Annotated in this window: 12 protein-coding genes; 5 read left to right on the top strand and 7 right to left on the bottom strand. The window is 58.4% G+C overall.

Going from position 1 to position 12152, the window contains the following annotated elements:
* Positions 1-45: 45 nt before the first annotated feature.
* The 3 genes from fdxA (at position 46) to ACOERD_RS16890 (ending at position 2054) form a co-directional block, all read left to right on the top strand.
* Positions 46-384, top strand: coding sequence for a ferredoxin FdxA (fdxA, locus tag ACOERD_RS16900; protein WP_170376495.1), 339 nt, complete (start codon positions 46-48; stop codon positions 382-384).
* Positions 385-670: 286 nt separating this feature from the next.
* Positions 671-1186: a CarD family transcriptional regulator gene (locus ACOERD_RS16895; RefSeq protein WP_170376497.1), complete on the top strand. Its 516-nt coding sequence runs from the start codon at positions 671-673 to the stop codon at positions 1184-1186.
* A 118-nt stretch (positions 1187-1304) separates the two neighbouring features.
* On the top strand, positions 1305-2054 hold the full coding sequence (locus ACOERD_RS16890) for a potassium channel family protein (RefSeq protein WP_419739807.1): 750 nt from the start codon (positions 1305-1307) through the stop codon (positions 2052-2054).
* A gap of 132 nt (positions 2055-2186) precedes the next feature.
* Here the strand turns inward: ACOERD_RS16890 and istB are convergent, their stop codons facing one another.
* The 3 genes from istB to cobS form a co-directional block, all read right to left on the bottom strand.
* Positions 2187-2918 (bottom strand): IS21-like element helper ATPase IstB, encoded by a 732-nt coding sequence (gene istB, locus ACOERD_RS16885; RefSeq protein WP_419737606.1) that lies wholly within the window; start codon positions 2916-2918, stop codon positions 2187-2189.
* Entirely contained in the window at positions 2905-4413 is a 1509-nt protein-coding gene (gene istA, locus ACOERD_RS16880; RefSeq protein ID WP_419737605.1) for an IS21 family transposase, read from the bottom strand. Before istA ends, istB begins: the two co-directional genes overlap by 14 nt.
* A 196-nt stretch (positions 4414-4609) precedes the next feature.
* Positions 4610-5374 (bottom strand): adenosylcobinamide-GDP ribazoletransferase, encoded by a 765-nt coding sequence (gene cobS, locus ACOERD_RS16875; RefSeq protein ID WP_419739806.1) that lies wholly within the window; start codon positions 5372-5374, stop codon positions 4610-4612.
* Positions 5375-5452: 78 nt separating this feature from the next.
* Between cobS and ACOERD_RS16870 the strand changes: the two genes are divergently transcribed.
* Entirely contained in the window at positions 5453-6304 is an 852-nt protein-coding gene (locus ACOERD_RS16870; protein ID WP_419739805.1) for a nicotinate-nucleotide--dimethylbenzimidazole phosphoribosyltransferase, read from the top strand.
* 6 nt (positions 6305-6310) lie between these two features.
* Here the strand turns inward: ACOERD_RS16870 and ACOERD_RS16865 are convergent, their stop codons facing one another.
* The gene (locus tag ACOERD_RS16865) at positions 6311-8053 is read right to left on the bottom strand and encodes an IS1634 family transposase (protein ID WP_419737624.1); all 1743 of its coding nucleotides are present in this window, start codon (positions 8051-8053) and stop codon (positions 6311-6313) included.
* Positions 8054-8166: 113 nt separating this feature from the next.
* Complete coding sequence (locus ACOERD_RS16860) at positions 8167-8625, bottom strand: adenosylcobinamide-GDP ribazoletransferase (RefSeq protein WP_419739804.1); 459 nt, start codon at positions 8623-8625, stop codon at positions 8167-8169.
* 78 nt (positions 8626-8703) lie between these two features.
* Between ACOERD_RS16860 and cobT the strand changes: the two genes are divergently transcribed.
* Positions 8704-9714 carry a nicotinate-nucleotide--dimethylbenzimidazole phosphoribosyltransferase gene (cobT, locus tag ACOERD_RS16855; RefSeq protein ID WP_419739803.1) on the top strand — a complete coding sequence of 337 codons (1011 nt, stop codon included), beginning with the start codon at positions 8704-8706 and terminating at the stop codon, positions 9712-9714.
* 30 nt (positions 9715-9744) lie between these two features.
* On the opposite strand, the gene ACOERD_RS16850 is transcribed toward cobT, so the two are convergent.
* Entirely contained in the window at positions 9745-11625 is a 1881-nt protein-coding gene (locus ACOERD_RS16850; protein WP_419739802.1) for a monovalent cation:proton antiporter-2 (CPA2) family protein, read from the bottom strand.
* 19 nt (positions 11626-11644) lie between these two features.
* A complete protein-coding gene (locus ACOERD_RS16845) occupies positions 11645-12100 on the bottom strand; it encodes an Lrp/AsnC family transcriptional regulator (RefSeq protein WP_170376867.1) in 456 nt (151 codons plus the stop codon).
* Between the last annotated feature and the right edge of the window lie 52 nt (positions 12101-12152).

The following is a 12152-nucleotide window of genomic DNA, read 5'->3' as shown; positions in this document are numbered from 1 at the left end:
CCGGACTGAACTAGCTAGACGCCAAACCTGAATGGGATTCTGAACATGACCTACGTCGTTACCGAAAACTGCATCGGCTGCAAATACACCGACTGTGTGGAAGTGTGCCCTGTGGACTGTTTCTACGAAGGTGAAAACACACTGGTCATCCACCCCGATGAATGCATCGACTGCGGCGTCTGTGAACCAGAATGCCCGGCTGATGCAATCCGTCCCGACACCGAACCAGGCATGGAATCTTGGGTCGAGTTCAACCGCAAATACTCGGAAATGTGGCCGGTCATTGTCACCAAAAAAGACCCGTTGCCAGAGGCGGAAGAGCGTGATGGCGAGGAAGGCAAAATGGAGAAGTATTTCTCCGAAGCTCCGGGTGAAGGCGGGTAAGTGATTCGCACCCCATTTGGATGGCAAAGAAAAGCGGTCTTCAAAGACTAATCCCTTGATTGCAGGCCGTTTATAAAAAAATTCCCCTAGGGAAACTTTTGAGTGTCTCATTTTTGTGATATACTCTTTCCCTACATGATGACTGAGATTGGGATGTACTCCGTAAGTATGCTCGCTTTGGAGTTCTGAATTTGCGACAAACAGACCGCCTGCCGGGGCCACAATAGGCACCGAGCGTGGGGTTTTTGTTGTTCGCATCCCGGTCCAAAACCAAGGAATGAATTGAATGTCGAAGTCGAAAAAGCTTGAGTTCCGCCCGAACGACTATGTTGTCTACCCCGCCCATGGTGTGGGTCAGATCATTTCGATCGAAGAGCAGGACGTCGCTGGATTTTCGCTCGAATTGTTCGTCATCTCTTTTGAGAAAGACAAGATGACCCTTCGCGTGCCGACAAACAAAGTGACCGAATCCGGTCTGCGTTCGCTCAGCTCGCCGGATGTGATCAGCCAGGCGATGAAGACGCTGAAGGGCAAGGCCAAGGTCAAGCGGGCCATGTGGTCGCGCCGGGCGCAGGAATACGAACAGAAGATCAACTCGGGCGATCTGATCTCGATCGCCGAAGTGGTTCGCGACCTGCACCGCACCGATGACCAGCGCGAGCAAAGCTATTCCGAGCGTCAGCTTTATGAAGCCGCGCTGGAGCGTCTGACCCGCGAGGTCGCCGCCGTGTCCGGAGACGGAGAGATTTCTGCCGCCAAGCAGGTGGATGATGTCCTGACTTCGCGCGCCGCTGCAGCCTAAGTCCACGACGATTGAAACTGCAAGGCCGCTCCGGCATCGGGGCGGCCTTTTTCGTTGCTTGGTGGATTGGTGAAAACCGGTTAGTTTTTCTGTAGATGCAAGCAGATACCGGTTCGGCATGAAGAAGACGGTCAAGTTCCTATATATCGGAAAGGCCCCGATTTCGGTTTGGTTCCGCTATGGTTTGATCCTGTTCGATGTGGTCACCATCATCTTCTTTGTCGCCACCGCGCATTTTCCGCATGGCCCATGGGTTACTGGTATCAGTTGGGTGGTTGGCTTTATTATCCTTCTGGATTTTTCCGCCAGAATGTGGATCGCCAAGGATCGCTGGAAGCTGTTGCGTAAAATTTATACGCTGGCAGATATCGTGGTGATTGTGTCGTTGATCCTCGACCCGTTTCTGACCGGCAATCTCGCATTCCTGCGTATCCTGCGCGCCCTTCGGTTGATCCACTCGTACCATCTGCTGTGGGATTTACGGCGCGACAGTACCTTTTTCCGCACGCATGAAGATGCGGTCATCGCGGCCATCAATCTGCTGGTTTTCGTGTTTGCAACTTCGACAGCGGTTCTTGTCTTTTTCATCCCTGAAGATGCTAAGAACCCCTATATAGACGCGCTGTATTTCACCATGGCGACCCTGACGACGACGGGATTTGGTGACATCACCCTGTCGACGCCTTGGGGCAAGCTGTTCTCGGTGTTTATCATGGTGGTCGGAGTTGCTCTGTTCGTGCGCCTGGCACAGGCGATTTTCATGCCGCAGAAAGTGCGCCACAAATGCCCCAGCTGTGGTTTGTTCTGTCAATCGGCATTGAATAATGACCCCCCATCGGCGTCCAAATTTGACCCCCCTTGGAGCTAAGAGGGGCGTTGAGGGGGTCGTGTTTAGGTTGATTCAGGAGGGGGTGGACAGCAGGTCAAACCGAAAAGAGAGCGTAGCTCGACTGAAGGTTTGACCTGCTGTCTGTTTTGAATTTATTCCCCGATTTCGAGGTTAGTCGCGGTGGTTAATTCGCCAGCTTTCGTTCCCGGTTTCGATGATATCGCAATGGTGTGTCAGTCGATCCAGGAGAGCAGTGGTCATTTTGGCATCTGTGAACACACTCGGCCATTCAGCAAATGCGAGGTTGGTTGTTAGCAGAATAGACGTTCGCTCGTACAGTTTGCTGATGAGATGGAAGAGTAATCGTCCACCAGACTCTGCGAACGGCAGATAACCGAGTTCGTCTATAATCACGAGGTCGACGCGGATCAGCTGCTCGCTGAGCCGCCCGGCGTTGCCTTCGCGATGTTCAGCCTCCAGCTTGTTCGCGAGATCCACAGCGCTGAAGAACCTGACCCGCCGGCGGTTATTGACCGCGTGGCCCCCGATCGCTGTTGCGAGATGCGTTTTGCCCGATCCGGTTCCACCGACCAGCACGCCATTCCTGGCCTGGTCCATAAAATCGCCGTCATGAAGATTGCGCACGACTTCCTCGTTGACGGGGCTGACCGTGAAGTCGAACTCAGGTAAGGACTTGCAGACCGGGAACTTTGCGGCACCCATCTGATACCGGATCGAGCGCGCAGTCTTTTCGGCCAGTTCGGCCGTGAGGAGTTCGGCCACGACCTGTTGGGGCCGCCAGTTGTTTTTGGCTGCGGCCTGCATCACTTCGTCAAAGCAGTTGACGATGCCTGGCAACTTCAGTTGACGGGCAAGTTCGAGAATTTCCTTACGCAGTTGCATGGGAGCCTCCAAGCCTGTCATAGCGAGCGCAATCCGCGATCGGTGCCATTTTCAGCTGCAGGTGGGCAGGCGGCTCAATCGCCTTTGGCGGCGGGGGATTGGTGCGCCGAGAGACAATGTTCAGGATCGCATCGGCCTTGCGCAGGCCAGATTTTAGAGCTTCTTCGCAGGCAGCCTCGACCACATCAATGTCGTGCTGGTAAGCAGCGAAAAGAATATCGGCAAGTTGCCGGTCTCCGTCGGATGTGCCCCGCAGATGGGTCCAGATCTGCGTCATTGCCGGTGGTAGGTCCCAGTCACGGAACGGTGCTCCATTGCGCAGAGCGCCAGGCTTGCGCTTGAGGACGGGCACATAGTGCCAAGGGTTGAAGATCGTTTTTCCTCGGCCGAAGCACCGTTCGTGCTCTCCGACAATCTCACCGTCTTGGCGCAGGACAATCCGCGTGGCGTAGACCTGCAACTGGACCTGACGTCCAACAGCTCTTGCCTCAACGCTGTATTTGTTTCTTTCGAAGTTGATCAGGCAGGTTCGGCTCACGGCGACCGTCTTTTCACGGAACCCGACGAAGGGCTTCTGCAGATGCGTCAGCAGCGGCTTTTCCTGCTGGAACTCCTCCCAGACCGTCACCTCCAGGTTTTCCGGATGCCGCAGTTCTTTTGCGCGTTTGATCGCGTCTTTTTGCAGCCGGGCATTCAATTCATCGAAGTCGGCCACCTCCAGACGCGGTGTAAAACTATAGGCGCGGCTCTCCTTGACCAGATTCTCAACCTGACCCTTCTCCCAACCGGCCGCGCGCGTACAGGCGATCGGGTTCACCAGATGATGAGAACACATCCGGGAGAATGCCTTGTTGAACTTTCTTTCCTTGCCCGACAGGATCGCATCGACGGCGGTCGTCATGTTATCGTAGATCCCGTTGATGCAGCCTCCACCAAAGAATTTGAAGGCCTCGTCGTGGGCATCAAAGACCATCTCCTGCGTCTCGCGCGGATAGGCAATGGAGAATGGCATGCGGCTATGGCAAAGTTTGAAATGGGCAACCTTCACGGTCGTGAGTGCACCGTCCATCAAAACCGTCTCCACACTCCAGTCGAACTGGTACGCCTCCCCAGGATCAAAGATCAGCGGGATGAACGCCTGCGCCTGTTGTCGGCCGTGCGCAATGCGCCAATTCTTTGTGTAGCGTCGAACACTGTCATACCCGCCGCCAAAACCATCATCGGAGAGTTCCTTCCAGATTTTGGTCATCCGCTTGCGGTGTTTCTTCGGAAGCGCCTCGTTCTCCTCAAGCGTTTCATCCAGACGCGCGCGCCAAGGCCCGAGCACCGGGTATGGCTGCGATTTGCGCTCATATTTGAACTCCGTCACTCCCGATCGGATTATCTTTCGAACCGTTGCACGGCTCAAATTGAGCGAACGGCAAATTTCCTTGATGCTCTTTTTTTCGATCAGGTGTAAGCGACGCACTTTTCTAATAGTTTCCACGCAAATCATCCCGCTTGCCTCTCCATCGACTGCTCAATGAAAAGGATGTCTACAACCATAGGGAGGGGTCAAATTTGGACGCCGATTTCCCCGCTTAGGGGGTCAAAATTGCACGCTTTTCTACAGGTTTGTTCCGGCATGATCCGGACGCGGTGCATTGCAAGCATTGCGGCTGCACCCTGCGGATTGAGACGGGTGGGGTGTCTTAAAGCTGAGCCGCTATTGCTACCAGAAAAGTGATTTCGGTCAATTGCTGAGAAGCGCCGAGGATATCTCCGGTCTGGCCGCCTATCTTGGCCTTTGCCACGAGGGCCAGCACACCCACAACGAGTGCGGCGCATAGGGCGGGCAAAATGACCTGCCCACCGAGCAGCAAAACTCCCGTCAAACCCGCCAGAGCGAGCGAAACCGCGACTGGGCCCACGGACGGGGCGCCGACAGAATGGCTGAGACCGGATTTACGCGCATTAGGCAATGCAGCCATCAGCAGGGGCATGAACGCGCGTGACACCACACAAGCGGCAATGATCGCCAGAAACGCGTCGGCTGACAGAAGGGCCGCGACGGCGGCAACGCGCATCAGCTGCGAACCAATCAGGGACAGCACGCCATATGTGCCGATGTGGCTGTCCTTCATGATCTCCAACCGGCGTTCCGGCGTGAACCCGCCCCATAGGCCGTCAAACGTATCGGCCAGCCCGTCCTCGTGCATTGCGCCGGTCGTCATGGTCAGGGTCGCCACGAGCAAAACGGCGCAAACGAAAGGCGGAACCGACAATGTCAGCGCCAGCCACCCGATGATGCAAGCCAATGCGCCAATCACCAGGCCGACCACCGGAAAGGCCCAAACCGCCTGCGCCTGCCGGGCAAAGATCTTCTCAGGCAAACGGGGCAGGGGCAGGCGCGTCAACAGGACCAGAGCCAGCGGGATATCCCATGCGGAAACCGGATTGGTGTCGTTTTTTTGCACTTCTGCGCCTTTCGAGGCCTTGTTGGATTCAGTGCTTCGGTTAAACACACAGGACCACTCTGATGCAATGAGGCTTTGATGCTGCCTGAACTGAATGATTTGAATACGTTCCGCGACGCGTTGACCAGCGCTCCGGGGCCGGACATGGCGGCTGCGGATGGCGCGGCTGAACGCAACGGTCAGTTGACCAAACCGCCGGGCGCGCTGGGGCGGCTTGAGGATCTGGCGATCTGGTACGCGGCCTGGCGTGGGGATGCGCGACCGCAGGTTGCGGCCCCTCAGGTCATTGTCTTTGCGGGCAACCATGGGGTCACGGCGCAGGGCGTTTCGGCCTTTCCGCCCGAAGTGACCGTTCAGATGGTGATGAATTTTGAACATGGCGGTGCGGCGATCAACCAGTTGGCCAAGGCGGCGGGCGCAAAGATGGATGTCCATGCGCTGGATTTGGATCATCCCACTGCGGATTTCACCCAAGCCCCGGCCATGAGTGAGGACGAGTTGCTGAGCGCACTGCAAACCGGCTGGCGGGCGGTGGACCCGACGTCCGACCTGTTGGTGGTTGGCGAGATGGGGATCGGCAACACCACCCCCGCCGCTGCCATCGCCTGCGCCCTGTTCGGAGGCGAGGCCGCCGATTGGACCGGTCGCGGTACAGGGGTCGACGATGCGGGCCTTGCCAACAAAACCCGCGTGGTCGCCGAAGGTGTGGCTCTGCACGGCAGTGACGACGGGTTGGAGGTTCTGCGCTGCCTCGGCGGGCGCGAGATTGCGGCCATGGCCGGAGCGATTGCAGCGGCCCGTATGTTGCGCATTCCCGTCATTCTCCTGACTTCCGACATTTTTTCGTATAAGTCATTGATATTATTATGCCTTGGTTGCCAAAAGGCACTACACGGACTTTTTTCGCCAGCGATTGTTTCGGAGTGTTGAGGGAGCTCAGGCTTTGGTCTGGCCAGTTTTTCGGGTGCGCCCGGGGGGTATCTTGAAAGGGGCTTCGTTCCAGGTCAGGCCGACGCAGGTGAGGATGCGTCTGGCATCGACCGTGGCATGGCTTGGCATGCCGTAGCGGTCAGGGGTGCCTTTGTGGCGCAGGATCGAGAGCTGCAATGCGTTCAACTCGTTGCGGATACGAGCCGGGCTCATCGGGTGTCCGAGCAGGTCCAGATGCTTGCGCAGGTGCTGCAGGCAGCAGAAGGCCATGTAGCAGATGGCGATATGGGCCCGGACCCGACGCGGCGACCAGTGATAGATGGGCCGGATTTTCAGATCGTGCTTGTTGGTGCGGAAGCAGGCTTCGATCTCCCACAACTGGTGATAGCGGGCAATGACGTCCTGTGCCTCCAGTTCGTCCGCACCATGAACAACAATGGCATGCAGCCCGTCCCATTGTGCCGCTGCCTTGATCTTTGCATCATCCAGCGTGACGTCCCCGCTGTCGGGGAAGGCCAGGAAGCGGCCATATCCCCGGCTGCTGAAGCTGCCGGGTTTGCGAGAGCGCTTGAGCTTCTTGTGCAGCTTTTCGATTGCCTTGTCGCGCTTGTGGGCATCATTGCGTGCCCGGGTGGGTGACCAGGTCACAATGACCCGCGCTCCCTCCTGGTCGATCACCTTGTACCAGCCCTTCTCGGTTGCCTCTTCAGAACCGTGTCCAGCCCAAGGCTGGCGTCCCTCCGGGCTCAAAATGTTCGCCTTCACGGCGGCCGGGGCGGACTTCATGCGATAGCCGAGGATGTAGGGCAGACCCTTGTTCTGCAACATCTGCTGGTTGTCCTTGCTGAGCATGGCGGCATCGGCCACGAACGTGACCCTGGCCACGTCGAAGCGTCCCTCCAACGCCTTCAGCGCAGCTTCCAGCGTATGACCTTCCCAGGTGTTTCCCGGGAAGAGTTCATAGCCCACAGGCAGCCCATCGGAGGTGACGATCAGCGCCAGCATGACCTGAGCGCGGTGATGCTTGCCATCCTTGCTGAAGCCCTTGGCCAGAAGATGATCCTGCTCGACCCCGTCCGCATCCTCGGCCGGGTCCTCGCGCTCGGTGTCAAAGGCCAGGGTCGTGCAATCGTAGAACAGCACGGTCACTGGCCCGCCCAGCAACTTCTCTGCCGCCGCGTGAGAGGTTTTGCAAATCCCGTCTATCACCGGCGTATTGATGTAATCCATGCTCCGATAGACCACGTCCAGATTGAGCGTGATGCCTGCCTGGTTCTCCAACGCCTCCACGGTCGCGCGCTTGCTCTCGGGCTGTGCGATCCGCGCCATAACCAGCTCTTTCACAATGCGATTGGCACTTTTACGCGCCGCCCCCAGAAGGGCCCCCCAACCCAGTTGGTCATACATCGTCCCCATGACATCCCGCAGACCCAGAGAGACCCGCGCCTCCTCACGGCACTCGGCAAGATCAACGCCAAGCTTGTCCGGCCGCGGAGCGCGGCGCACCAGCGCCTGCAGATCGGCATATTCCGTGGGCGTGAACAGTTCCATTTGCGGCGAGCGATCAATGCGTAATTGCTCCATCAAGCGGCCCGCCAGACGCTTGATATCCTCAATCTCGCTGTCGTTATGGGCCACACCCACATGGCGCAGGATCTTCTGGCGTACCTTGGAGCCGGTGCGGACGGATTCAACGATCTGGATCCGTGTGCGGTTGAGCTTTGCGTCATGTTTGGTGCGGATGAACATGGGCGAAGAGGTTAGCCATCTGAAGGCCCATGTCAATACTTTTTATAATAATGGGGCACTACAACGCGCCTCTGAGCAACCACACCTGAAAACAAACCAAAAACCCAGTCAGATCAACAAAAAGGTCGGAAGTCAGGAAACGCGTCGGCTGACAGAAGGGCCGCGACGGCGGCAACGCGCATCAGCTGCGAACCAATCAGGGACAGCACGCCATATGTGCCGATGTGGCTGTCCTTCATGATCTCCAACCGGCGTTCCGGCGTGAACCCGCCCCATAGGCCGTCAAACGTATCGGCCAGCCCGTCCTCGTGCATTGCGCCGGTCGTCATGGTCTGGGTCGCCACGAGCAAAACGGCGCAAACGAAAGGCGGAACCGACAATGTCAGCGCCAGCCACCCGATGATGCAAGCCAATGCGCCAATCACCAGGCCGACCACCGGAAAGGCCCAAACCGCCTGCGCCTGCCGGGCAAAGATCTTCTCAGGCAAACGGGGCAGGGGCAGGCGCGTCAACAGGACCAGAGCCAGCGGGATATCCCATGCGGAAACCGGATTGGTGTCGTTTTTTTGCACTTCTGCGCCTTTCGAGGCCTTGTTGGATTCAGTGCTTCGGTTAAACACACAGGACCACTCTGATGCAATGAGGCTTTGATGCTGCCTGAACTGAATGATTTGAATACGTTCCGCGACGCGTTGACCAGCGCTCCGGGGCCGGACATGGCGGCTGCGGATGGCGCGGCTGAACGCAACGGTCAGTTGACCAAACCGCCGGGCGCGCTGGGGCGGCTTGAGGATCTGGCGATCTGGTACGCGGCCTGGCGTGGGGATGCGCGACCGCAGGTTGCGGCCCCTCAGGTCATTGTCTTTGCGGGCAACCATGGGGTCACGGCGCAGGGCGTTTCGGCCTTTCCGCCCGAAGTGACCGTTCAGATGGTGATGAATTTTGAACATGGCGGTGCGGCGATCAACCAGTTGGCCAAGGCGGCGGGCGCAAAGATGGATGTCCATGCGCTGGATTTGGATCATCCCACTGCGGATTTCACCCAAGCCCCGGCCATGAGTGAGGACGAGTTGCTGAGCGCACTGCAAACCGGCTGGCGGGCGGTGGACCCGACGTCCGACCTGTTGGTGGTTGGCGAGATGGGGATCGGCAACACCACCCCCGCCGCTGCCATCGCCTGCGCCCTGTTCGGAGGCGAGGCCGCCGATTGGACCGGTCGCGGTACAGGGGTCGACGATGCGGGCCTTGCCAACAAAACCCGCGTGGTCGCCGAAGGTGTGGCTCTGCACGGCAGTGACGACGGGTTGGAGGTTCTGCGCTGCCTCGGCGGGCGCGAGATTGCGGCCATGGCCGGAGCGATTGCAGCGGCCCGTATGTTGCGCATTCCCGTCATTCTGGATGGCTTCATCTGTACCTCTGCCGCAGCCTGTCTGGCGCGCGTTTCGCCCTCGGCTCTGGATCACACCATCGCGGGGCACCAAAGCGCAGAAGGCGCGCATGCTGCGATGCTGTCAAAACTGGGCAAGGAGCCGCTGCTGAGCCTCGGCCTGCGTCTTGGTGAGGGATCAGGCGGTGCGCTTGCGATCAACATTCTCAAAAGCGCGGTTGCCTGCCACTCGGGCATGGCAACCTTTGCCGAGGCGGGCGTCTCGGATGGGTAACCTAAGCGCCTGACCGGGCAATTGCTTCGGTCAGGCAGAGTCCTTTGCGTGCTGTTCTGCCAGTTCCAGCAACGCGGTTTCCAGATCCTTCTCAAGCTTTTGTGCGCGTTCAATGTATTTCGTATTCTCGGACGTGGGCATGCCGGGAATCCAAAGCTCGGCCAAATCGCGCACGGACGTCCTGTCATGGTGATAGAAGGTCTGTTCGGCCTGCGCGGCCTCGTACTCGCTCAGCCCGATATTCTCGAGCACATAGCGGCCCGCGCGCAGAGAGCTGTCGAACATTTCGCGCACGATGTCATTGGCCCCTGCCTGATATAGCTCATACACGTGGGTCCGATCATGCGCCCGTGCGATGATGTGCAGATCGGGGCGCTGCCGGCGAGCGTAGCCAACCAAGCGGGTCACCGTCTTTCGATCATCCATCGCAGCGACAAGCACCGAGGCTTTCTCAAGCCCCGCAGCGCGCAGCAGTTCCGGGCGGGTCGGATCGCCTAGAAAGCCTTTGACGCCAAAACGACGCATAAGTTGGATCGTCTCGATATCGTGGTCCAGAACAACGGTCTTGAAGCCGCTGGCGCGAACCAGCCGGTTGACGATCTGACCAAACCGACCGATCCCAGCGATGATCACGGGGCCTTTTTCGTCGATTTCATCGGGTTCAGGCGCGGCGCTAGTGTCAGCCATCTTGCGGGACAGAAGGTCGTAGATGATGAACAGAAGCGGGGTGATCAACATGGTCAGCGCAATGATCATCAGCATCTTTTGCGACAGGTCCGGCGGGATTACATTCTGCTGCGTCGAAAACGCCAGAAGGACAAAGCCGAACTCACCCGCTTGGGCCAGTCCAAGGGTGAACAGCCAGTGATCTCGGCCCTTCAGTTTGAAGGCCTTGCCCACGAGATAGAGGATGACGCCTTTAACGAGGATGACCAGCAGGGCCAGACCGATCAAGTCGAATGGGTCGTTGAAGAAATAGCCGACGTTGATCCCGGCTCCGACCGTAATGAAGAACAGCCCCAGAAACAGGCCCTTGAACGGCTCGAGGTCGCTTTCCATTTCATGGCGGAATTCCGAGCTGGCCAAAACCACACCCGCCACAAACGCGCCCAGAGCAGGTGACAGGCCCACCAGTGTCATCAGGAATGAAATCCCGACCACGATCATCAGCGCCAGCGCGGTGTACATCTCGCGCAGGCGGGTTGCGTGGATGAACCGGAACAGCGGGCGGGTCAGGTAGACACCCGCCAGAATGACAAAGGCAATTGCGCCGATGGTGACCAGAGTGACGGCCCAGCCCGGCAGCCCTTCGACCAGAGACAGGCTGTGATGCCCAGTGTCATGCAAGTGCTCTGCGCCTCGGTCGATGGAGCCGTCTGCCTCGATATGCGGCATGGCAGGTAGCGCGAGCAGCGGCAGCAGGGCCAGAATTGGGATGACGGCAATGTCCTGCGTCAGCAGAACGGAAAAGGTCGCGCGGCCTCCGTTCGTTTGCATCAAGCCCTTCTCAGACAGGGTTTGCAGCACAATCGCGGTCGAGGACAAACACAGAGTTAAACCGACCGCCAGTGCGACGGACCACGGGTGGTTCGCGTAGAACGCGACACCGGCAATAACGGCGGTGGACAACAGAACCTGAAGCCCGCCAAGACCCAACAGCTTGTCGCGCATATCCCACAGGGCGCGCGGCTCCAACTCGAGCCCAATTAGGAACAGCATCATGACAACGCCGAACTCGGCGACATGCTGCAGGTCTTCGGTCTCGGCGCCGACAAGCCCGAGGACGGGGCCGATGATCAGGCCAGCCGCCAGGTATCCAAGAACCGACCCAAGGCCCAACCGCGCCGACAGGGGCACGGCGATCACGGCCGCAGCCAGATAAATAGAAGCCTGATATAGGAAATCGTCCATCTATGCCCTCGTTGCCCGCTCAGGTTGGCAGGGGTGCGTCGCGTTTGAGTTGGTCCATCACGATCTGGCTTTGTACCCGTGCCACTGCAGGATGCGGCAGGATCACCTCATGAAGCAAGCTGTTGAGCGCAGAAAGATCGTCACAATAGACGTGAAGCAGGTAGTCTGCCTCGCCTGTCATCGTCCAGGCACTTGTGATCTCGGGTTGGGTGTTAACCATCCGGGCAAAGCTGGCGGATTGATCAGGGCCGTGAGTGCCCAGATGGACCTGGACAAACCCCTGAACCTGCAAGCCTAGCTTTAGTGGATCCAGCCGGGCCGCGTAGCCGGTGATATAGCCCTCAGCCTCAAGGCGCTGACGGCGGCGACCTGCCTGGCTGGGGGATAGGTTCAGCAGCTCACCCAATTGATGCGCGGTCAGATGCGCGTCCTTTTGAAGCGCTGAGAGCAGGCGTGTATCGGTTGCATCAAGCATATGCGGCAAGATCTCAAATTTTAGGTCATTCATGCGCAGTTTGCGCACACTT

Origin of the sequence: Ruegeria sp. (genome assembly GCF_965199275.1) — a bacterium.
In the GTDB taxonomy this organism is placed as follows: domain Bacteria; phylum Pseudomonadota; class Alphaproteobacteria; order Rhodobacterales; family Rhodobacteraceae; genus Ruegeria.
The sequence above is the reverse complement of the archived record's forward strand: the minus strand, read 5'-3'. Positions and strand labels throughout refer to the sequence as shown.